General features: G+C 68.8%; 20 protein-coding genes. 8 read left to right on the forward strand and 12 right to left on the reverse strand.

Going from position 1 to position 22,273, the window contains the following annotated elements:
• The first annotated feature begins 238 nt into the window (after positions 1-238).
• Positions 239-364 carry a hypothetical protein gene (locus BOQ54_RS20350; RefSeq protein ID WP_276200504.1) on the forward strand — a complete coding sequence of 42 codons (126 nt, stop codon included), beginning with the start codon at positions 239-241 and terminating at the stop codon, positions 362-364.
• Between the two features lie 110 nt (positions 365-474).
• The gene (locus BOQ54_RS20000) at positions 475-720 is read left to right on the forward strand and encodes a hypothetical protein (protein ID WP_186438028.1); all 246 of its coding nucleotides are present in this window, start codon (positions 475-477) and stop codon (positions 718-720) included.
• 448 nt (positions 721-1,168) lie between these two features.
• On the opposite strand, the gene mutL is transcribed toward BOQ54_RS20000, so the two are convergent.
• The 10 genes from mutL to BOQ54_RS05455 form a co-directional block, all read right to left on the reverse strand.
• Positions 1,169-3,004, reverse strand: coding sequence for a DNA mismatch repair endonuclease MutL (gene mutL, locus BOQ54_RS05410; RefSeq protein ID WP_071923468.1), 1,836 nt, complete (start codon positions 3,002-3,004; stop codon positions 1,169-1,171).
• Between the two features lie 79 nt (positions 3,005-3,083).
• A complete protein-coding gene (locus tag BOQ54_RS05415) occupies positions 3,084-4,409 on the reverse strand; it encodes a glucose-6-phosphate isomerase (protein WP_063189432.1) in 1,326 nt (441 codons plus the stop codon).
• 175 nt (positions 4,410-4,584) lie between these two features.
• Entirely contained in the window at positions 4,585-5,877 is a 1,293-nt protein-coding gene (locus BOQ54_RS05420) for a M16 family metallopeptidase (protein ID WP_071923469.1), read from the reverse strand.
• A 38-nt stretch (positions 5,878-5,915) separates the two neighbouring features.
• The gene (locus BOQ54_RS05425) at positions 5,916-7,244 is read right to left on the reverse strand and encodes a M16 family metallopeptidase (RefSeq protein WP_071923470.1); all 1,329 of its coding nucleotides are present in this window, start codon (positions 7,242-7,244) and stop codon (positions 5,916-5,918) included.
• Between the two features lie 157 nt (positions 7,245-7,401).
• Positions 7,402-8,121, reverse strand: coding sequence for a hypothetical protein (locus tag BOQ54_RS05430; protein WP_055459309.1), 720 nt, complete (start codon positions 8,119-8,121; stop codon positions 7,402-7,404).
• A gap of 103 nt (positions 8,122-8,224) precedes the next feature.
• Positions 8,225-8,719: a signal peptidase II gene (gene lspA / locus BOQ54_RS05435; RefSeq protein WP_063189436.1), complete on the reverse strand. Its 495-nt coding sequence runs from the start codon at positions 8,717-8,719 to the stop codon at positions 8,225-8,227.
• Between the two features lie 3 nt (positions 8,720-8,722).
• On the reverse strand, positions 8,723-11,689 hold the full coding sequence (gene ileS, locus BOQ54_RS05440) for an isoleucine--tRNA ligase (protein WP_071923471.1): 2,967 nt from the start codon (positions 11,687-11,689) through the stop codon (positions 8,723-8,725).
• A 274-nt stretch (positions 11,690-11,963) separates the two neighbouring features.
• A complete protein-coding gene (locus BOQ54_RS05445; protein WP_071923472.1) occupies positions 11,964-13,151 on the reverse strand; it encodes a methyl-accepting chemotaxis protein in 1,188 nt (395 codons plus the stop codon).
• 135 nt (positions 13,152-13,286) lie between these two features.
• A complete protein-coding gene (locus BOQ54_RS05450) occupies positions 13,287-14,303 on the reverse strand; it encodes a bifunctional riboflavin kinase/FAD synthetase (protein ID WP_055459305.1) in 1,017 nt (338 codons plus the stop codon).
• Positions 14,304-14,387: 84 nt separating this feature from the next.
• Positions 14,388-14,825 (reverse strand): MaoC family dehydratase, encoded by a 438-nt coding sequence (locus BOQ54_RS05455; protein WP_055459304.1) that lies wholly within the window; start codon positions 14,823-14,825, stop codon positions 14,388-14,390.
• A 293-nt stretch (positions 14,826-15,118) separates the two neighbouring features.
• On the opposite strand from BOQ54_RS05455, the gene BOQ54_RS05460 reads away from it, so the two are divergent.
• Complete coding sequence (locus BOQ54_RS05460) at positions 15,119-15,502, forward strand: response regulator (protein WP_019401321.1); 384 nt, start codon at positions 15,119-15,121, stop codon at positions 15,500-15,502.
• Between the two features lie 77 nt (positions 15,503-15,579).
• Here the strand turns inward: BOQ54_RS05460 and BOQ54_RS05465 are convergent, their stop codons facing one another.
• Positions 15,580-16,461, reverse strand: coding sequence for a TIGR01459 family HAD-type hydrolase (locus BOQ54_RS05465; RefSeq protein WP_071923473.1), 882 nt, complete (start codon positions 16,459-16,461; stop codon positions 15,580-15,582).
• A 254-nt stretch (positions 16,462-16,715) separates the two neighbouring features.
• On the opposite strand from BOQ54_RS05465, the gene BOQ54_RS05470 reads away from it, so the two are divergent.
• Together BOQ54_RS05470 and BOQ54_RS05475 are read left to right on the forward strand one after the other, a co-directional pair.
• Entirely contained in the window at positions 16,716-18,059 is a 1,344-nt protein-coding gene (locus tag BOQ54_RS05470) for an aspartate aminotransferase family protein (RefSeq protein WP_071923474.1), read from the forward strand.
• A 37-nt stretch (positions 18,060-18,096) separates the two neighbouring features.
• A complete protein-coding gene (locus BOQ54_RS05475) occupies positions 18,097-18,942 on the forward strand; it encodes a patatin-like phospholipase family protein (RefSeq protein WP_055459301.1) in 846 nt (281 codons plus the stop codon).
• A gap of 78 nt (positions 18,943-19,020) precedes the next feature.
• On the opposite strand, the gene BOQ54_RS05480 is transcribed toward BOQ54_RS05475, so the two are convergent.
• Entirely contained in the window at positions 19,021-19,911 is an 891-nt protein-coding gene (locus tag BOQ54_RS05480; RefSeq protein WP_071923475.1) for a L,D-transpeptidase, read from the reverse strand.
• A gap of 246 nt (positions 19,912-20,157) precedes the next feature.
• Between BOQ54_RS05480 and BOQ54_RS05485 the strand changes: the two genes are divergently transcribed.
• The 3 genes from BOQ54_RS05485 to BOQ54_RS20005 all read left to right on the forward strand — a co-directional run bounded on the left by BOQ54_RS05485 (position 20,158) and on the right by BOQ54_RS20005 (position 22,118).
• Positions 20,158-20,895 carry a hypothetical protein gene (locus BOQ54_RS05485; protein ID WP_055459299.1) on the forward strand — a complete coding sequence of 246 codons (738 nt, stop codon included), beginning with the start codon at positions 20,158-20,160 and terminating at the stop codon, positions 20,893-20,895.
• A gap of 31 nt (positions 20,896-20,926) precedes the next feature.
• A complete protein-coding gene (locus BOQ54_RS05490) occupies positions 20,927-21,766 on the forward strand; it encodes a DMT family transporter (protein WP_083585911.1) in 840 nt (279 codons plus the stop codon).
• A gap of 187 nt (positions 21,767-21,953) precedes the next feature.
• Entirely contained in the window at positions 21,954-22,118 is a 165-nt protein-coding gene (locus BOQ54_RS20005; RefSeq protein WP_157672330.1) for a hypothetical protein, read from the forward strand.
• Positions 22,119-22,273: the final 155 nt, after the last annotated feature.

The raw sequence follows: 22,273 nt of genomic DNA on the forward strand, positions 1-22,273 counted from the left end.
TCCAACGACCGCACCGGCGCGTCGCCTCAGGACGAACAGCAAGAAACGACGCACCGGCCGTCGCTGTCCTGCGACGGCCGGCGCGTCGTGCCGGCGTGATCACCGAGGCGGAGCTCGGCTCGGCGGCCGGAAATCGTCCGGAGCGGGATCTGTCCCGCTCCGGAGGAGCAATGTCTTACGCCGAAAGCCTCAGGCCGATGAGGAGCCTCGCGAGGAGGTTGCCGATGTCGTTCTTGTTATGGTGATCGCACTTGTTGTGGCACTTGCGACCATTGCCCTTGCCGAAGAGGTCGGCGAGCTTCTCGGAAAAGTCGCTGAACTCCTTTCTGAAGTTCTCGAGCGTATTCTTGATATCATTCTGTAACTTCTTGAGGCCCTTGTCGTCACAGCCGCAGTTCTTCGGCGGGCACGGCTTGGGCGGCGCCGGCGGGCACTCCGGCTTCGGTGGGCATGGGCCCGGCTTGGGCGGCGGCGGTGGGCACTGCGGCTTCGGCGGGCATGGGCACGGCTTGGGCGGCGGCGGCGGTGGTGGCGGCGGCGGCGGTGGCGGCGGCGGCGGCGGCGGAGGAGGAGGAGGCGCCGGCGGTGGCGGCGGTGGTGGCGGCGGCGGAGGAGGAGGAGGCGCCGGCGGTGGCGGCGGTGGTGGCGGCGGCGGAGGAGGAGGAGGAGGCGGAGGAGGCGGCGGCGGGCACTTGGGCAGGCACACCGGCGGGCACATGACAGGCGCAGGACGGCAAACTCTGATGCAGCAACCCATGGTAATTTCCTTTCGATTATATTTGTTTGTAATATTGAAATAGATAAAGAAGTTAAGTATTCAAATATTATTCATGAAAGTAGAGCGTTGTATTGCGTTATTCGTTCTCATATAAGTAGTATATCGCGCTTCGACGGGGTGGAAACTAGCAGAGATATGTGGTTTGTCCAGACGTTGCTCATGCTCGATCGGGAAATGTATTATTTCCCCATCGGGGAGCTGGCGTGCGAGATGTCGGAGGATCGGCGAACGATCGTCCCTGCGCCAGGGACCGGTGAATGCGGATGGGGCTGGATAAGGCCGCAGGCTGTCGATCGATGTTGCGGCGTTGCCGGTCGTGCACGCGAGGCGGGGACCGACGGCAGGCCCCGGCGGGACCGGTGCCGTCACTGCGATGGAAGCCGATTGTGCTCAGCGGCGGCCGAAGAGGCGCTCGATATCGGCCAGCTTGAGCTCGACATAGGTCGGCCGGCCGTGGTTGCACTGGCCGGAATGCGGGGTCGCCTCCATCTCGCGCAGGAGGGCGTTCATTTCCTCCGCGCGCAGCCTGCGGCCCGAGCGCACCGAGCCGTGGCAGGCCATGGTGGCGAGCACATGGTCGAGGCGCTCTTCGAGCGCACGCGCATCGCCCCATTCCGTCAGGGCGTCGGCGACATCGCGAACGAGCGGCTTGATCGCCCCGCCGGCGAGCGCCGCCGGCACCTCGCGCACGGCGACGGCACCGTGCCCGAAGCCCTCGATGACGAGGCCGAGCGCCTCCAGCGTCTCGGCATGGGCGATGAGCCTGTCGGCCTCGACGGGGTCGAGCTCGACGATCTCGGGGATGAGGAGCAATTGCCGCGTGATGCCCGTGGCGGCGCGCTCGCGCTTAAGCCGTTCGTAGACGAGCCGCTCGTGCGCCGCGTGTTGGTCGACGATGACAACGCCGTCCTGGGTCTGCGCGATGATGTAGTTCTCGTGCAGTTGCGCGCGGGCGGCGCCGAGCGGCTGCGCCAGCGCTTCCGCCTCCGGCGTCATGGCATCCGCCCGCGCATCGGCGGACGGCCCGGCGAGGTCGCCCAGCGTCGGCTGTCCCGGTTCGTCGAGCCCGGCGAGCGGGGCCTGCCAGCCGCGCCAGGCGGCGGGGGCCGGCTCGCGCTGCTGCAGCGCGGGGGAGGGGACAGCGCGCGGCAGCACGCCGACAGGCGGTAGGCCGACTGCGGGCCGCACCGCCTCCAATGTCCGCAGGCCCCCGGTGGTCGTCGCCCGGTGGCCGGCGCGCGTGAGCGCCTCCTTCAAGGCGCCGACGACGAGGCCGCGCACGAGGCTACTGTCGCGGAAGCGCACCTCCGTCTTGGCGGGGTGGACATTGACGTCGACGGCGCGCGGATCGCAGGTGATGGCGAGCGCCAGTGCCGGGTGCCGGTCGCGCGGCAGGAAATCCATGTAGGCCCCGCGGATAGCGCCGAGGATGAGCTTGTCGCGCACCGGCCGGCCGTTGACCGTGGTGTGGACATGCGCCGCCGTGCCGCGGTGGTAGGTCGGCAGGCTGACGAAGCCCTCGAGGTCGATGCCCTCGCGGCTCGCCGCGACGGGCAGGGCGTTGGGCGCGAAATCGGGGCCGATGAGGCGCGTGATGCGCCTGAGGCGTGCCTCCGCGTCATCCCCCTCCGCCGGCAGGTCGAGCGGCGAGAGATTGTCGCCGGCGAGCACGAAGCGCACGTTGGGGTGCGCCATGGCGAGGCGCTTCACCGTCTCGGCGACGGCCTGGGCCTCCGCCCTGTCGGTCTTGAGGAACTTGAGGCGGGCCGGCGTGGCGGCGAAGAGGCCGGTGACCTCGATGCGCGTGCCGCGCACGGCGGCGGCGGGCCGCGGCTCGTGCTTGACGCCGGCATCGACCACGATCTCCCAGCCGTGCGGCTCGTCCCGGTGGCGCGTCGTGATCGACAGGCGGGCGACGGCGCCGATGGACGGCAGCGCCTCGCCCCGGAAGCCGAGGGTCGCGATGGCGAAGAGGTCGCCGGTCGGCAGCTTGGAGGTGGCGTGGCGCTCGACGGCGAGGACAAGGTCCTCGCGCGTCATGCCCGCGCCGTCGTCGCTGACGCGGATGAGGCGCCGCCCGCCGGCCTCGATCACCACCTCGATGGTCGCGGCTCCGGCATCGAGCGCGTTCTCGACGAGTTCCTTCACGGCCGCGGCCGGCCGCTCGATCACTTCGCCAGCGGCAATGCGGTCGATCAGGATGGGGTCGAGACGGCGCACCGCCATGGGGATCTTTCGTTGCGCTTCTGGTCCATCGACAAGGCACGGTTCTCCCCTCCCCCTGGTGGGGAGGAGGGGCCCCTCCCTAGCCGCGTCCCTCGGCGAGGTAGCGTTTGGCGAGGATTTTCGCCTCTTCCACCGCCGGCTGGTCGAAGGGGTCGATGCCGAGCGCGAAGCCGGTCAGGATCGTCTCCAGCATGAAGTGCATGAGCAGCGCACCCATGGTGCGCTCGTCGATGCGGTCGACATGGATGTGGCGGACGGGGCAGCCGTTGCGCACGAAGGTGTCGATCATGGCGATGCCCTGCGCCGCCACAAGGTCGCCGATGGTCTTGCCGGCGAAATCGGCCTGGCCAGCCCGCTCCGCGAGCCCGGCGTCGATTGTCGGACCACGGCCGCGCGCGGCCGTGGTGACGACGGTGAAGAGCTTGTCCTTGGGGCCGGCGAGATAGAGCTGCTGCTGGCTGTGCTGGTCGACGGGCCCGAGCGCGGCGACGGGCTGCGTGCCCTTGCCGTCCTTGCCGAGACTCTCGGCCCACAGCTGCACCCACCAGCGGGCGAAGCGCTCGAGCCGGTCCGCATAGCCCATGAAGACGGCGATGGCCTTGCCCTCGAGCGTCGCCGCCACGTTGAGCGCCGCGCCGATGGCGCTCGGCGCCTCGCGCACGTCCCCGCCCGAGATGAAGGGCGCCACCACCTCGGCCGCGCCCGCGCGGATCGCGGCGATATCGAGGCCGAGGGTCGCCGCCGGCAGGAGGCCGACGTTGGTCAGCACCGAATAGCGCCCGCCGACGCCGGTGTGATGGTCGAGGAAGGGCGCGCCCTCCGGCTCCAGCAGGGCGCGCAGGGCATTGCGCTTGCCGCCGTCGACCTGCGGCTCCGACAGGCCGACGAACAGCGATCCGGCCCGCGAGCGCAACCCCTGGCGGTCGAGCGCCGAGAGCACGGCCATGGTCTGCAGCAGCGTCTCGCCCGTGCCGCCGGACTTCGAGACGGCGGCAAAGCGCGTCGTCGCGAGCGGCAGGCGCTCCAAGAGGCTGCCGAAGGTGAGCGGATCGAGATTGTCGAGGAAGTGGATGCGTGGCTTGTCGGCAAAGCGGCCGAGGCCCGGCACGGCATAATCGGCGAGCTGGGCGAGCGTCTGCCCGCCGAGACTCGAGCCACCGGTGCCCAGGATGACGACGTCGCTCGCCCCATCCGCGAGGCGCGCGCCGGCTTGGCGGATGGCCGCGAGGTCTCCGGTCTCACCGGGTACGGAAAGGAGCGGCAGCGTACCTGCCCGGTACTCGCTGGCGAGCCGGCCAGCGGCGGTCTCGACGGCGGCGAGCGCCGCATCGATGGCTGTATCCGGCAGGCCGTTGCCGCCGACGGTGGTGGCGCGGGCAAGATCGATCGACTGGGTGAAGGTCATCGAAGGCCTCTCATGACACGGCTCTTGGGACGGGTCGGCCGGGCGTTGGGCGCCCGGCGAGACTCATCAGGCATGAAGGCGACCATAATGTGCCCGGCTGCGTCGGGCTACCGGTGCTCGGCACCCTTGCGCGGCAGACCGGGGCAAGGGCGCCCCCTCGAAAGGGCAACGCCCTCTACAGCCCTTCGGGCCGGCCCACGGCGACCACAAGCATCTCGCCGCCCGCAAACAGGCGCTCCGCCGCGCGGCGCACGTCGGCCATGGTGACGGCTGCAACGAGGGCGTTGCGCCGGTCGATATAGTCGATGCCGAGGCTGTCGATAGCGATCTGCAGCAATTGCCGCGCGATCTTCGTCGAGGTGTCGAAGTGCAGTGCATAGGAGCCGATGAGGAACTGCCTCGCCTTTTCGAGCTCGTCTTCACCCGGCCCCTTGGCAAGGAGGTCCGCGATCTCGGCGCGGATCACGGACAGCGATTCGGCGGCGCGCTCGTTCTTTGTCGCCGTCGAGCCGGTGAAGAGGGCGCTGTTGCGCAGCGGCAGCAGGGCGGTGTGCACGCCATAGGCGAGGCCGCGCTTCTCGCGCACTTCCTGAAAGAGCCGTGAGGTGAAGGCACCGCCGCCCAGGATGTGGTTGAGGACATAGGCGGGCAGATAATCCGCATCGCGGCGTGCAACACCCGGCCCGCCGAACCGGATCACCGACTGCGGTACGTCGAGGTCGACGACGACGGGCGCAGCCGCCGTTGCCGGCGGCATGTCCGCCGGCGGCATGACCCCGGCGGTCGCGGGCAAGGTGCCGAAGACGTCGTCGAGCCGCGCGGCAAGCGTCTGCGCATCAATGGCACCCACGGCCGTGACGAAGAGGTTGGACCGCGCCATGGTAGCATCGCGCATGGCCGTGACATCGTCGCGCGTGATCGCCGGCACCTCAGCGAGCGTGCCCTGGGGCGGGCGCCCGTAGGGATGGTCCGGGAAGGCGTGGCGGAAGAACTGCTCCTGCGAGATGGCATCGGGATCCTTCAGGACATGGCGCAGGCCTGCCTCCACCTGCGCCCTGACGCGGGCGATGGCATCGGTGTCGAAGCGCGGCTCGCAGACGGCGAGCCTGAGCAGGTCGAAGGCCTCGTCCGCATTGCGGCGCAGGGTTTTCAGCGAGCCGCGCAGGGTGTCCCGGTCGGCGTGGAAACGCAGCTCGATGGCCCGGTCCGCGAGCATCTGCTGGAAGGCGGCGGAATCGTGCGGGCCGGCGCCCTCGTCAAGCAGGCCGGCGAGCATCGTCGCCGTGCCGCCCTTGCCTGCGCCATCCTGGGCGGTGCCGCCGAGAAAGGCGAACTCAAGCGCCACCAGGGGCACGGCATGCTCCTCGACCAGCCAGGCCTCGATCCCGCCGGGGGATACGACGCGCTGCACCCGATGCGTCGCCCGGGAAGACTTCTCGGCGATCGTCGTGACGGCACTCGTTGTCATGGCGGATCCAGTCGAAACAGGGGTCGGTGGACGACGAATCAATCGGCGTGAGCGAGATGGCCGATGACGGCACGGCGCGCGATGAGGAATTTGCGGGCCGCGTCCACGACCTCCTCGGCCGTCACGGCCTCGATGCGGGCGGGCCAGGCATCGACCTCCTCCACCGTTTCGCCGACGGCGAGCGCCGCCCCGTAGATGCGGGCGAGATGGGCCTGGTTGTCAGCGGCATAGACCATCTCGGCGATGAGGCGGGTCTTGGCACTCGCGAGCTCCGCCGGCTCGACGCCGCGGGCAAGAAAATCGGCGAGGACGCCATCGAGCGCCTCGTCCAGCCTATCGAGGGAGATATCGGGCTTGGGCACCGCATAGACGAGGAAGCGGCTGTCATCCAGCATCCCGGACAGGTAGTAGGCGCCGGCGGACACCGCGATGTCGCGCTTCATCACGAGTTCGCGGTAGAGCACCGATGTCGCGCCGCCGCCGAGGATCTCGGCGAGCACGTCGAGCGCATAGGCCTCGCTGCCCGTCTGCGTGCGGGCGGACGGCACGAGATAGGCGCGCTGCACGTAGGGCTGTTCGACCTTGGGATCGGCCACAGTCACCTTGCGCAGGGCCCGCGGTTCCGGCTCGCGCGGACGCTGCCGCTGGGGCAGCGCGCCGCGCGGCTTGACCTTGCCGTAGGTCTTCTCGGCGAGTGCGCGTACCTCCTGCGCCTCGACATCGCCAGCGACGACAAGGATGGCATTCTCTGGTGTGTAGAAACGCTCGTAATAGGCGAGCGCATCGGCGCGGCTGAGATTCTCGATCTCGTGCATCCAGCCGATGATGGGCGTGCCGTACGGGTGGTGCACGTAGAGCGCCGCCTCCATCGCCTCGCCGAGCTGAGCGGAGGGGTCGGTCTCGACGCGCATGCGCCGTTCCTCCAGCACCACATCGCGCTCGGGATCGACGACATCGTCGCTGAGCACGAGGCCGGTCATGCGATCGGCCTCGAATTCCATCATCGTGCCGAGGTGCTCCTTGGCAACGCGCTGGAAATAGGCCGTGTAGTCGTAGGAGGTGAAAGCGTTTTCCTGCCCGCCGAGGGCGGCGACGACCTTGGAGAACTCCCCGGCGGGATGTTTCGCCGTTCCCTTGAACATCAGATGCTCGAGGAAGTGGGCGATGCCGGACTTGCCGGCCGGGTCATCCGCAGAGCCGTTGCGATACCAGACCATGTGGGTGACGACAGGCACCCGCCGATCCGGAATGACGACAACGTCGAGCCCATTGTCGAGGCGGAAGGTGTGGGTCTGCGCGGCTGCGCCCTCCGGCACCTGATGCCGGGTCGCGGTGGGCGTGAGGTCGGCGGGAGGGGTGTCTGTCATGGTGTTTTCCGGTCGGAGCGCCTGGGACGGATGGGCCTCTGGAAAGCGGCACGCCGGCTGCATACAACAGCCGGCGCGGCAAGCCCTGTGCCGGACGATCCGGGGGCCGGCCGTGCGCGGCCTACGCCCTGGGACATGGGTTGCAGGCGCGCGCTTGTCACCGGTTGCGGCGCGCTTCCTGATTGATGAAGCCGCGCGGATCGCCGTCCTCGGGCGCGGAGGTGGCGGGGGCGCGCTGGCCCTTGCCGATGGGGGCCTCGGGCGAGGGCAGGCGGTATCCGGCCGGCGGCTCCGTCAGCGCCTGGCGCTGCGGCTCCTGGCCGTAGGCGATCGGCGGCGCGTCGGGATTGCGGCCGTTGGAGTAGCGCAGCTGGTTCGGATTGACCCAGTGCGTCTCGCGGCAGTTGTCACCGTAGCACGGATTTGCAATCGGCTGCGGCGCGCTGTTCGCACCCGTGCCACGGACGGCGAGCAACTCCTGGCTCGACATTCGGCCGCCCTGCGACACCATCTGGTCATTGCGCACAGGCACCGGCCGGCGCGCCGCAGCAGCGGCTTCCCGTGCCTTGGTGACGTCGGGATCCTTTGGCCAGGCGGGATTGGCCGTCAGCCGCTCGCCATCGCGCGGCGGCGGCAGCACATTCGTCGACGGCGGCACGACGAGGGGCGCACGCTCGCGATAGATGATCGCGTCTTTTTCGCCTTCGATGATGCCGAGCGAGCCGAGCAGGTTCTTCATGAAAACGCCGCTCTCGTCCTGCGCCTGCGCCGGCCCCGGGTGGGCAAGGGCAAACGCGAATGCGGCGATGGCGGCCAGGAGCCCCGCCTTCATGAGGCCGGGCTTGGCGAGGCCGGACGTCACGTCGTTTCGCGTCATGATCCTATCCCATCAACAACAACCGGCGTTCTCGTGCCGGTACGCCACGTTTCTGCGACCGGTGCGGCGATAGTGAGGCGCAGCGCCGGCGCGAGGCGGGCCGTCAGCCGCGCGGCGCGGCCGAGCGCCTGCGCTCGAGGAAGAAGGAGTCATACAGAAGGAGCACCACGCCCGCAACGATCGCCGCATCGGCGACATTGAACACATACCAGCTGAAGGAGCCCGCGTGCAGATGCACGAAGTCGAGCACCGCGCCATAGATCAACCGGTCGATGGCATTGCCGACCGCTCCGCCGATGAGGAGGCCGAGCCCGACCGCTACCGCCCGGTGTACGCCGCGCGTCAGCCAGACCGACAGGCCGACCGCCGCCGCGAAGGACAGGACGATCAGCGCCCAACGGCCGGCCTCGCTCGACTGCTGGAAGAGGCCATAGGAGATGCCCCGGTTCCAGACCAGCGTCAGCGACACGAAGGGCGCGAGCACGACCGGCTCGGTCCAGGTCGTGATCTCGGCGACGAAATAGAGCCAGAGTTTCGTCGCCTGATCGAGCGCCAGCGTGATGAGCGCGATGAGGAAGCCGGACCGGGTGTGCGTCATGCGTCAGGCGGCCTTGTGACGGGCATCCCACTCGCGCAGCGCCGCGGCATCGCGCGGCGTCACGTCCGGATAGTCGGCATCCTTGCCGACGTCGGGCGAGATCTTCCACGAGCGGGCGCACTTGCGCCCCTGCGCCTTTGCCGGCACCACGGCGGCGCCGGGTACGTCGTCCAGCCGGAAGGCCTCCGCCGGACCCTCGCCGTCCGTAACGGTGATGGCGGATGTGATGCAGATTTCGGCGAAGTCGACATCGCCCAGAAGCCGGCGCAGCTCGGGGTCCGTCACATGCACGACGGGCGCCGCCTCGAGGCTCGAGCCGATGCGCTTCTGGGCCCGCTCGATCTCGAGCGCGCCGGTGACGACGCGGCGCACGCGCCGGATCCTCGCCCAGCGGCTTGCGAGCTCGTCGTCGCGCCATTCGGGCGGGATGATCGGGAACTGCTCCAGATGCACCGAGCCCGCATCGCTGCCGAAGCGGGCGAGCCAGGCCTCCTCCGCGGTGAAGACGAGGACCGGCGCAAGCCACGTCACGACGCAGCGGAAGAGCTGGTCGATGACCGTCAGCGCGCTGCGGCGCGTCAGGCTCGACGCCGGGTCGCAATAGAGCGCGTCCTTGCGCACGTCGAAATAGAAGGCGGACAGATCCGACGTCATGAAGGCCGCGAGCAGGGCGACGACGCGCTTGTAGTCGTAGGCGGCATAGGCCTTGCGCACCTCGCCGTCGAGCTCGCAGAGCCGGTGCAGCATCAGTCGCTCCAGCTCCGGCATGCGGTTCGTCGTCACGAGCTCGCGCGCGTCGAAATGGTGCAGCGTGCCGAGCATCCAGCGAATGGTGTTGCGCAGCTTGCGGTACTGGTCGACGACGCTCTTCAGGATCTCCGGGCCGATGCGCTGGTCGTCCCAATAGTCGACCGAGGCTGTCCACAGGCGCAGGATGTCGGCGCCAAACTGTTTGATGACGTCCTGCGGGGCGACCGTGTTGCCGAGCGACTTCGACATCTTGCGGCCCTGCTCGTCGAGCGTGAAGCCGTGCGTGACGACGACGTCGTATGGCGCGCGCCCGCGCGTGCCGCAGCTCTCGAGCAGCGAGGAGTGGAACCAGCCACGATGCTGGTCCGAGCCCTCGAGATACATCACCCGGTCGTGCCCGCCGTCGACGCGGCGCCGGGTTTTGAGGTCCGGCCGCACCTCGAGCGTAAAGGCATGGGTGGAGCCGGAATCGAACCACACGTCGAGGATGTCCATCACCGGCGTCCAGGCGGATGGATCGTCGACGAGGCCGTCCAGGAAGCGGCGCGGGTCGGCGCTGAACCAGGCATCCGCCCCCTCCGCCTCGAAGGCGGCGGCGATGCGGGCGGACAGTTCCTCGCTCGCGGCGAAACCGGGACCGGGGGCGAGTTCGACAACGTTGCCGCTGTCATCCTCCCGCACGAAGACCGTGATCGGTACACCCCAGGCGCGCTGGCGCGAGATGACCCAGTCCGGGCGATTCTCGATCATGCCGTTGATGCGGTTCTCGCCCGCCTGTGGCACCCACTGCGTGGCGGCGATGGCCTTCAGCGCCCGCGCGCGCAGCGTATCGCCCGGCCCGTCGAGCGGCTTGTCCATGGCGATGAACCACTGCGGCGTGTTGCGGAAGATGAGCGGCGCCTTGGAACGCCAGGAATGCGGGTACTGGTGCTTGAGACGGCCTCGCGCGGCGAGCTTGCCGGTCTCGATCAGGGCCTTGATGACGCGCTCGTTGGCATCGCCCTCGCGGCCCTTGTCATCGAGCACCCGGGCGCCGGCAAAGAGCGGCACGTGCGGATAATAGGCTCCGTCGGGCCCGACCGTGTGCGGCACGTCCGGCGTGCCGGCGGCGGCGAAGGCGGCCTTGTGCGTCGCCCAAAGGTTGTAGTCGTCGGCGCCGTGCCCGGGTGCGGTGTGCACGAAGCCCGTGCCGGCGTCGTCGGTCACGAAGTCGCCGGCAAGGAGCGGCACGCCGAAGTCATAGCCCTGGCCGGCGAGCGGATGGGCGCACAGGAGGCCGGCAAGGTCCTTTGGCGCGACGGCGGCGATGCGGTGCCAGCGCTCGACGCGCGCTGCCTTCATGACCTCGTCGGCGAGCTTGTCGGCGAGCACGTAGCGCTCGCCCTTCACCGCCCAGTTGCCGGCCGGAGCGTCGCTGACCTCGTAGAGGCCGTAGGCGATGTCGTCGGCATAGGCGATGGCGCGGTTGCCCGGGATGGTCCAGGGCGTCGTCGTCCAGATGATGACGGAGGCGCCGTCGAGTGGCGTGCCCGAGCGAGCCTTGACCGGGAACTTGACGTAGATGGTCGGCGAGGTGTGCTCCTGATACTCCACCTCCGCCTCGGCGAGCGCCGTGCGCTCGACGATCGACCACATGACGGGCTTGGAGCCGCGATAGAGCTGGCCGCTCGCCGCGAACTTCATCAGTTCGCGGGCGATCTGCGCCTCGGCCGGATAGGCCATGGTGAGATAGGGATGCGCCCAGTCGCCCTCGATGCCGAGGCGCTTGAACTCCTCGCGCTGCACGTCGATCCACTTCTGCGCGAAGGCGCGGCACTCGCGGCGGAATTCGACGACCGGCACCTCGTCCTTGTTGCGGCCCTTGGCGCGGTACTCCTCCTCGATCTTCCATTCGATCGGCAAGCCGTGGCAGTCCCAGCCGGGCACGTAGTTGGCGTCGTGGCCCAGCATGGTCTGCGAGCGGACGACGAGGTCCTTCAGCACCTTGTTGAGCGCGTGGCCGATGTGGATGTGGCCATTGGCGTAAGGCGGGCCGTCGTGCAGCACGAAGCGCGGGCGGCCCTTGCCGGCCTCGCGCAGGGCGGCGTAGAGGCCTACGCGCTGCCAGTGGGCGAGAATATCGGGCTCGCGTTCGGGCAGTCCGGCGCGCATTGGGAACGATGTCTGCGGCAGGAACAGCGTTTCGGAATAGTCGCGAGCAGGGGGAGAGGGAGCGTTCATGGATCGGCCGGTTCGGGTAGGCGCAGCGCGCATGCGGCGCCCGGGATGTTGCGGCAAGCGGTTGAGGGGCCCGAATGGGCCCGCGTGACCCCGGACCTTCACGGGTACCCGCTCTCGGGTGCCTCAGGCGAAGGCCGGGCCGTTAATTCGCAGCTTGAATCGAGGCTCGGTCATGGCCGTCTTCTACGCATCTTTCCACAAAGAGGCCACCGGTTTTCGAACAAAACCGCCGCCGGCACAAGCCGGCCCGTCGCTGCTGCCACGAGGCCGGGCGTCAGGCGACGCGCAATGGCCTTTCGCCGGGCTCGGACTCGCCCGCGAGGGCCTGCGCCTGGGCTCCGAGATCACGTATGAGGTCGTCAAGCCGTTCGATGCAGGCGGCGAGGTCGCGGTCGGCCGGGGGCGTCGGCACGTCCTGAGGCTCTCCCCGCCGGCCGGCTGCCGCCACCGCCTCGATGGAGCGGGCAATCTCCTGGGTGGCGCTGCTCTGCTGGTTCACCGCCTCGGCAATCGTCATCGTCATCGAGTCGATGGAGGTGATCGTTCCCGAGATCGTTTCGATGGCCTCGACCGCCTGGGCAGTCGCGGTTTGCATGGCGGCGATCTGGCCGCGGATCTCGTCGGTGGCGCGGGCGGTCTGGTTTGCGAGCGCCTTGACCTCCTGGGCGACGACGGCGAAGCCCCGGCCGGCCTCGCCCGCGCGGGCCGCCTCGATGGTAGCATTGAGTGCGAGGAGGTTCGTCTGTTCCGCAATGGCGGTGATGAGGGTGATGACCTCGCCGATCTTGGCACTCGACTTGTCGAGCGCCTTGACGAGATCGCTCGTCGCCCGCACCTCGCGCACCGCCCGCGCGGCGATGCCGGAGCCCTGCTGCAACTGCCGGCCGATCTCCGAGATTGAACTCGTCAGCTCGACGGCGGCGGCCGCAGCCGTCTGGACACCGCCGTTTGATGGCCGGCGCGGCAGACGGCGATTTTCCTCGAACGACATTGCGAGCTGGTGTCGCAGTGTCTCGAGCTCCGTGCCGAGTTGGCTCACGCGGCCGTTGATGAGGCCGACCGTCTCGGCAAGTTGCGCGCGGTTTGCCTCCCGGGCACGGTTGCGGTCATCGCGCAGCGAGTGGAGCTCGCGCCGCAGGGCCGACAGTTCGCCCTCCTGCTCGCGGGCGATGATGAGCCGCCGGCGCAGTTCCTCGACCGCGCGCGCCGTCTCGCCCGTGGGGCCATCGTCACCTGTATGGGGCACGAGGACGTCGAACCGCCCCCCGGCGAGGCGCGCGAGGCTGTCGTCGAGCAGCCTGCGGGAACGTGGTGGACGCGGCGCGAAACCGACCGCGACGAGCGTGATGAGGACGGCGGCAGCGAGAAGAAAAGGCATGAAATGCTCGTCGCTCTCCATGGCCAGGGCCTGCTGGACGGCGAGAATGGCGACCGTGCCGAGGAAAAAGCCACCGGCGCGCATGAATAGCGGAGAATGTTTTTCTAAGGAAATTCGAGAAAACGGCATTCTGGGCATCGTCTTGGCAATGAGCGGATCGGAATGCTGCGATCTTTGCCGAGACGGGTTAAAGATTGGTGGAACAAGGCCCTTTTTGGATCAGGATTGCTGGGGACAAAGCAGCGACGGCGCGCCGAGATTGGATTCGCCCAGCAGGTGGCGGGCCTCGGCGCTATCCTTGTCCATCTGTCCGATGAGAGCCTCGACCGTGACGAAACGCTCCTCCGGGCGCAAGAAGGCGACGAATTCCACATCCATCGCGCGCCCGTAGAGGTCGCCGCGGAAATCGAAAAGATGCACCTCGAGCAGCGGCGCGCCGTTGTCGAAGGTCGGCCGCCGGCCGAAGCTCGCGACCCCCATGTGGACGGTGCCAGCCACGGCGGCGCGAACCGCATAGATGCCATGGCGCAACCCGCAGTCGGGCGCGAGCGCCAGATTGGCGGTGGGATAGCCGAGATCGCGACCGCGTTTGTCGCCGTGGCGGACGGTGGCGCGCACCAGCCAGCGATAGCCGAGGAGTTGGTTGGCTCGGCCGATGTCGCCCGCGGCAAGGCTGGCGCGGATGGCGCTCGACGACACGGCCTGCCCGTCTTCCGTGACCGGAGGCAGGATGCGCACGGCAAGACCGAGCGCGGCACCGTGCTCCTCCAGGAAGGCGGGCGTGCCCTGCCGGCCCTTGCCGAAGTGGAAGTCGTGTCCCACGACCACGCCCCGGACGCCGAGCCGCTCGACGAGCAGCTTCTCGATGAAGTCGTGCGCGGTCGTCGCCGCGAGCGCGGCATCGAAGTGAAGCTCGATCATGCCCGCAAGGCCGAGCCGGGCCGCCACCATCGCCTTCACGTCCGGCGGCGTGATGCGGAAGAGCGGCTTCTCGGGTGCGAAGAAGCGCCTCGGATGGGGTTCGAAGGTCAGGAGCGCCGCCGGCGCGGCCTGCTCGCCCGCCAGTGCGACCGTCGCCGCGACGATCGAGCGGTGCCCGCGGTGCAGCCCGTCGAAATTACCGATGGCGACCACCGCGCCCCGCAGCGCCACGGGCATGTCGCCCTCGCCGCCCCAATGCACGAAGGCCTCGTTGCGGGCGAAAAACGGCGAATCGGGCGGGACGATCGAGGGCATCGGCTCTCGCGGCTCGGGACACATGTGCCCGGTTGCGGGCGCGGCGGACCCTGCCAAGAACACGGGCGGCTGGTCAAGCGTCGATCAGAGGCCGGCGCGCGAGGGCACGGCGACCCAGGCCTCGCCCTCGAGCACGGCCTTGCCGTCACAGACGCAGTCGCAGAACAGGCGCACCCGCCGCCGCTCCGGCACGAGTTCGGCCACCTCGACCGTCGCGGTGACGACGTCGCCGATGCGCACGGGTGCCAGAAACTGCAGCGTCTGCGAAAGATAGACGGCGCCCGGGCCGGGAAGGCGCGTGCCCAGAACGGCCGAGATGAGGCTTGCCGTGAACATGCCGTGGGCGATGCGCTGGCCGAAGCGGGTCTGCGCCGCATAGGCCTCGTCGATGTGGATCGGGTTGCGGTCCCCGGTCACGCTGGCGAAGCCCGTGACATCGTCTTCCATGACCGTGCGCATCAGTCGCTCGCGCATGCCGATGCTCAGGTCCTCGAAATAGAAGCTGCGCATGACCTCCAACATGATGCCTTCCCGCTGTTGCGGCCGATGCGGCAGATACCTGCGCCAGTGCCGGGCGGCGGCCTCTCTATGCGGCATCGCACCATTCTACTTATTGCGACGCACCATGCCATGCGACTTTCGGCCACCCGCATGCGCAAAGGTTGATGCCAAATTTCACCGCATCTGATGTAATTAACCTGATCGCAACAGGGGCATTCTAGGGTAGGGGCATGACGACAACCGTTTCTTATAAGCCAGCCGGGTCGGGACGCCGTGGCGGGCATATGCGCCGTTGCCGTTGACCGGAGCAGACCATGGCCCTTGATCTCTCGATGCCGATCCTGATCGTCGACGACTACCAGGCGATGGTCCGCATCATCCGCAATCTGCTGCACCAACTGGGCTTTGAAGATGTCGACGAAGCGCCGGACGGCCCGAGCGCGCTCGCCAAGATGCGCGAGAAGACCTATGCGCTCGTCATCTCCGACTGGAACATGGAGCCCATGTCGGGCTACGATCTCCTGCGCGAGGTGCGCGCCGAGGAGGCCTGGCGCTCCATTCCGTTCATCATGGTGACGGCCGAATCGAAGACGGAGAACGTCATCGCCGCGAAGAAGGCCGGCGTGAACAACTACATCGTCAAGCCGTTCAACGCCCAGACCCTGAAAGCCAAGATCGAATCGGTCTGCGGCGTCTGAGCGACGCCGTCAGCGGACGAACGTCTCGACGATCGCCTGCGGGCGGTGCAACACGTCCTCGAGCCGTGGCGAAGTCGCTACCAGACGAGGCTCTCGATGATCGCCTGCGGGCGATGCGTCGCGTCTTCGAGCCACGCTGCAAGGGCGATCTCGTCGAGGCTGCCGCCGAGCGGGCTGATCTCGGCCGCATGGATGCCGCGCGTCACGAGCAGAGCATCGGCTCCGATGCTGTGGGCGCCGGCCACATCGGTACGGATCGCATCGCCGATGGCGAGCACGCGCGACACCGGCACGTGCGCGCCGCGGATGCGCTCCGCCTCGCCGAGGGCACGCTCGTAGATCGGCTTGTGCGGCTTGCCCGCGTAGGTCACCGTCCCGCCGATCTCCTCATAGGCTGCGGCGAGCGCGCCGGCGCAGTAGATGAGCGCCGTGCCGCGCTCCACGACGAGATCGGGATTGGCGCAGACCATCGGCAGACCAGCGGCATGCATCTCAGCGAGGAGACCGGCATAGTCGTCCGGCGTCTCGCGCTCGTCGTCGACGAGGCCGGTGCAGACTGCGTAGCGGGCGCCCGCCGCTGTCGTCAGGGGCGCATCGAGACCGTCGAATAGCGGCAGGTCGCGGTCCGGCCCGATATGGAGGAGGGGCTCGCCTGGCCGGGCAGCGATCTGGCTGCGCGTGACGTCGCCGGAGGTGACGGCCGCGTCATAGGCCTCGCGCTTCACGCCGAAACCGTCGAGCAGCGTCAGGACGTCCCCGTTCGGGCGGGGGGCGTTGGAGACGAGCACGACCTGGCCGCCGCGTTGGCGGAACCGCTGAAGGGCTTCGCCCGCCGGGGCGAAGGCCTCGAGCCCGTTGTGCAGCACGCCCCAGATGTCGCACAGGATGACGTCGTAGCGATCGGCGATCGTCCGAAGTCCCTGGATGATCGGAGGCGGGGAGGCAGGCCGGTCGGTCATGTCTTGGATGGCCTCATGTTCGATAGGCGCTCCGGGAAGGTCCGGACGAGCGGTCCACCCCGGGCTGCGAGGAAGGTCCCGGCGCTAATGCCGGGAGGCGGTTGTGTCAAGCGCGGCCCAGGTGTCGGGCGCAGCATATGTCGCAGGGCGGGCGGCCGGTTCGATTGTTCCTCTTCGGCGCGGCTCTTGATAGCTTGGCATCATAATGGCCGCGGGATCCTGTCTCCCGCGGCCCAAACCGAACGGGAGCCACGATGTCCGCCTCTGCCGCCCACGACCACGCGCTCGCGCCGAACGACCTCGAAGCGTTCTGGATGCCCTTCACGGCCAACCGTGCCTTCAAGAAGAAGCCGCGCATGGTGACCGGCGCCAAGGACATGCACTACCTGACGGCCGAGGGCCGCAAGGTGGTCGACGGCGCGGCGGGGCTGTGGTGCTGCAACGCCGGTCACAATCGCGACCCGATCGTTTCGGCCATCCAGGCGCAGGCCGGCGAGCTCGACTATGCGCCTGCCTTCCAGTTTGGCCAGCCCAAGGCCTTCGCGCTCGCGGCGCGCATCGCTGCGCTGGCGCCGGGCGACCTCGACCACGTCTTCTTCGCCAATTCCGGCTCGGAGGCCGTGGACAGCGCCCTCAAGATCGCGCTGGCCTACTGGAACATCAAGGGCAAGGGCTCCAAGACGCGCCTCATCGGCCGCGAGCGTGGCTATCACGGCGTCGGCTTCGGCGGCATCTCGGTCGGCGGCATCGTGCCGAACCGCAAGTTCTTCGGCTCGCTGCTGACGGGCGTCGACCACCTGCCGCACACCTACAACCGCGAGGAGCAGGCCTTCTCGCGCGGCGAGCCGGCGTGGGGCGCGCACCTCGCCGACGAGCTCGAGCGCATCGTCGCCCTGCACGACGCCTCGACCATCGCGGCCGTCATCGTCGAGCCCATGGCCGGCTCCACCGGCGTGCTGCCGCCCCCCAAGGGCTATCTGAAGCGCCTGCGCGAGATCTGCGACAAGCACAACATCCTGCTCGTCTTCGACGAGGTCATCACCGGCTTCGGCCGCCTCGGTTTCGCCTTCGCGGCCGAGCGCTACGGCGTCGTGCCGGACATGATCACCTTCGCCAAGGGCGTCACGTCCGGCACCGTGCCCATGGGCGGCGTGCTCGTGCGCAAGGGCATCTACGAGGCCTTCATGCAGGGGCCGGAGCACGTCATCGAGCTCTTCCACGGCTATACCTATTCGGCCCATCCGCTCGCCTGCGCCGCCGGCCTTGCGGCGCTCGACGTCTATCGCGACGAGGGTCTGTTCGAGCGCGCCCGGGCCCTCGAGGGCGCCTGGGCGGACGCGATCCACGGGCTCAGGGGTCTGCCGGGCGTGCTCGACATCCGCTCCGTCGGCATCGTCGGCGCCATCGACCTCGCGCCGCTCAAGGATGCACCGGGCCGGCGCGCCTTCGAGGCGATGGACCGCGCCTTCCACGAGTTCGATCTCATGGTGCGCATCACCGGCGATACCATCGCGGTCTCGCCGCCACTCATCCTGACCGAGAGCGACATCGGCGACATCGCCGACAAGCTCGGCAAGGTCATCCGGGCGGTCGCCTGATGCCTGTGCGCCGCCGTCGGCCAGCCGGGCAGCGGCGATGACGGCGGCGTCCGGCACCTCGATCGGCCTTGCGCTCGGCGGGGGCGGGGCGCGCGGCCTCGCCCACATCGCGGTCATCGAAGTGCTCGACGAACTCGGCCTCAGGCCGGCCGTCATTGCCGGCACGTCCATGGGGGCGATCATCGGCGCTGCCCATGCCGCCGGCATCGGCGGTCGCGACCTGCGCCGGCACGTGCAGGACACGCTGCGCGATCGCACGGCGGTGCTCACCCGCCTGCTGCAGGCCCGCGTCGGCCGCTTGTCGCAGCTCTTCGCGCGCGGCCATGCCAACCCGGTGCTGATCGACGGCGAGAAATTCCTCGACCTGTTCTGGCCGCAGAGCGTGCCGGAGCGTTTCGAGGATCTCGCCGTGCCGCTCCTCGTCGTGGCGACGGATTATTATGCGCGCTCGGAGGTTGTCATCGGCGCGGGGGCGCTCGTCTCGGCCGTTGCCGGCTCGATGGCCATTCCGGGGCTCGTGCGGCCCGTCGTCGCTGGCGGGCGGGTACTCATCGACGGCGGCGCCACCAACCCGCTGCCGTTCGACCACCTTCTGCCGCGGGCCGACGTCGTCATCGCCGTCGATGTCGTCGGCGGCGCGGCGCGTGAGACGGACGGCGTGCCCGACCCGATCGAGACGATGTTCGGCGCCTCGCACATCATGCAGGCGGCCATCGTCGCCGGCAAACTCGCCGCCGGCCCGCCGCACATCATGGTGCGGCCCCCGGTCGGCGCCTTCCGTGGGCTCGACTTCTTCAAGGCGAAGGCCATTTTCGCCGCGGCCGATCTCGTCAAGGATGGCCTCAAGCGCGACATCGCAGCCGCGCTCGAAGCGCGCGCCTGAGGCGCCGTGGCGATGCCCTTCGGACATCACGCGATCCACCAGGTCCCGGGCTCCCTATAAAGCAGCCGAAGGCTCCGCTCAGCTGACGACGACGCGGGTGCCGATGCGCACGCGGTTGTAGAGGTCGATGACGTCCTTGTTGAGCATGCGGATGCACCCGGAGGACACGGCGCGCCCGATCGTGTGCGGCTCGTTCGTGCCGTGGATGCGATAGAGCGTCTTGCCGAGATAGAGGGCGCGCGCGCCGAGCGGATTGTCGGGCCCGCCGGCCATGTGGCGCGGCAGGTCGGGCCGGCGCTTCAGCATCTGCGCCGGCGGGCGCCAGTCGGGCCACTCGCGCTTCATGCTGATGCTCTCGCTGCCGCGCCAGGAGAAGCCCTGGCGGCCGACGCCGATGCCATAGCGGATGGCGCGCCCGCCCGGCTCGACGAGGTAGAGGAAGCGGCCTGCCGTATCGATGACGATGGTGCCCGGCTTGTGCGGGCCCGCGTAATCCACGACCTGCCGCGCATAGCGCGGCTCGGGCGCGCGCATCGGCTGCAGCTCGGCCGCATCGGGCAGGGCGGCGTGTCGCACGTTCCCCGACGACGGGCGGCGTTCCCATGTCCGCTCACTGCCGAGCGCCGCATCGAGCGGATCGATCGGGGGCACCCTGTGGACCCGCGCGATGCCGCCGGAGGAGGGGGTGACGATGCGCACCGGCTGCCCGGCTCGCGGGCCGGCCGTGGGGGTGCGGCCGGTCACCAGCATCTCGATGAAGCCGCCGCCGAGGTCGGCGCGGCGCACGGGCTGCCGCTCGGCCGCGGCTGCCATCTCGCGCGCCCCGGGCGCCTGGATGACCCTGGTCGATGGCAGGGGCGCACGCGTGCCGGTGCCGTAGATGACGGTCTGCGCCCCCGCGGGGCCTGCGGGCAGGGCAAGGCCGCAGGCGAGCGCGGCGGCGAGAGACAAGCGGTGGATGGGCAACATGGCTGAACCTGCAATCGATGACGGCATATGATGCCAATGCAGCCGAAGACTTGCGAAACGGGCTCGCCAAATGGTGAACGCCGCGGGCTTTCCGCTCCATGAGCCGGCCGGAGGCGGTGTTTTCCGTCGCGATGGTTAGCGGCTGGTGCCGAGGCGTCCTTAACGTTGAATTTAACTCGGTCGGCTACCAATCAGTGTCTTTCCATCGCGGCGGCGCCTTTTCGCCGCATCCCGGATGAGCAGGCCATGTCGACGCTTCCCGCGCGTGCGCGCTATCGCAATGTGACCTCCCTCGACGTCATGCGCATCGACCGGCGCGAGCGTGTGCTGGCGGACCGCCGCATGCCGCGCATCGACACGAGCCGGGCCGAGATCATGGCCGCGCTCGACGATATTCGGGAGATGCTGGAGATCTTCCGCCCCATGCAGCGCCAGGCGCTCGGTCTCATGGACGACTACCGCCGCGAGGCGGCGGAGGTGGCGCGCCTCAGCCAGGAGGTGGCGGGCCTGCAGGGGACGGTTGCCGCTGTGCGGCAGGAACTCGCCGCCATCGGTCACGGCACGGGTGATAGCTCCGTCGCCCGTATCGCCCTGACGGAACTGAGCGCGGTGGGCGACGAGACGGCCCATGCTGCCGGCGACATCCTCGGCGCTGCCGAGGTCATCGCCGCGGAGGCGCGCAGACTCAAGCAAAGTGGTGAGCCGGAGAACGTCGGTTCGGCCGAGAGCATCATGGGCCAGCTCATCAAGCTCTACGAGGCCTGCAATTATCAGGATCTAACACAGCAGCGCGTCGCCAAGATCCGCCGCCACCTCGAAGGGCTGGCGGCACATCTCGACGAACTGGCAGCGATCGTGCAGGTGGCGCCGCGGCAGATGACGGCCCGCAGGGCCGCCAACGACGCGCAACTGCTCAACGGTCCTGCCGTTGCAGGCGCGCCTGGGCACCTGCGGCAGAACGAGATCGACGGCTATTTCGAATAGCCCCTCAGCGTCGGCGCAGATGGAGAGGGTGATGACGGGCGCCTTCGGCCGCGCGGTTCTGGGCATTGCGCTCCTGTCGGCCATGGATGCGCTCATCAAGGCGGTGGCGGCGCGCTACCCCACCTTCGAGATCACCTTCCTGCGCTTCGCCTGCGGCACGCTCGTCGCCGGCGCGGTGCTCGCCGTGCGCAGACCCGGCTGGCCGACGCGCGAGACAGTCGTTGCCAACAGCTGGCGTGCCCTGCTCGTCGTGGTCACCGCGACCTCCTTCTTCTACGCGCTCGGCCGCCTGCCGCTGGCGGAGGCGCAGGCGCTCGCCTTCCTCGCCCCGGTCTTCATCGCCTTTTTCGGCGTCGTGCTGCTGCGCGAACGCATCGACGGGCGCATCGTCGTCGCCCTGCTGGCCGGCTTCGCCGGCATGGTGATCATCGTCCACGGCTCCGGCACCTCGGGCGGTGCGCGTTCGTGGGACGGCATCGCGGCGGCGCTCGCCGCGGCCGTGACCTACGCCTTGTCGATGGTGATGCTGCGGGCGCGGGCGACGCGCGACCGCGTCGAGACCATCGTCTTCTTCCAGAACATCGGGCCGGCACTCGTGCTCGCCGCGCCCGCCGGCGCGGTTTGGGTGCCGCCTCACGTGTCCGACTTGTCGCTGTTCCTCGCCATCGGCTGTCTCGGCGCCATCGGGCATCTCATCCTCGCCACGGCCTTCGCCCGGGTTGAGGCGGCGCGCCTCGCGCCGCTCGAATACACCGCCCTCATCTGGGCGGTGGCACTCGGCTATCTTTTCTTCGGCGAGGTGCCCTCGCTGCAGACGCTCGCCGGCGGTGCCCTGATCGTCCTCGGCGCGCTTGCGACAGTCCGCCGCTGACGGCGGGCGGGAGATGGTTGGGAAATTGTGAGTTTAGAAATAGCAACGTCATAGCAGTTGCGCTGTTCAGTTGGTCTTTGCATCATATCTTGTGAGCGATGATGACTGTATATCTATGTCATAATCGAAATATCGCTCGTTTTTTGGGGCATTATCGGCCCGTATATTGATATTTTGGAGGTATATCATGGCTTGCTCGTGCTGTCAGAAGAATGGGGCTTCGAATGCTGGTGCGGCCTCTGCCGCCGGTGTGCAGGACGCCCAGAAGCAGAAGCGCTCCGCGGATGATTTCCAGGAGATGCTGGCGCAAGTGGCAATGCAGGCGCAGCAGTCCCAGAACATCCAGAAGTGACATCGTGCTGTGATGGTGAATTGGTTCGGATCGTGACCGACGTTTCGGCCCGGATCAGCTGCGTCACCCTGTCGTGACATGTCGCGACGACTCCCCCGGAGCCGCGGATTGTCCCCGGCTCCGGGTGAGGAGCGCTGCAGACCGGCGGCGCTGCC

Origin of the sequence: Chelatococcus daeguensis, assembly GCF_001887265.1 — a bacterium.
GTDB classification, from domain to species: domain Bacteria; phylum Pseudomonadota; class Alphaproteobacteria; order Rhizobiales; family Beijerinckiaceae; genus Chelatococcus_A; species Chelatococcus_A sambhunathii.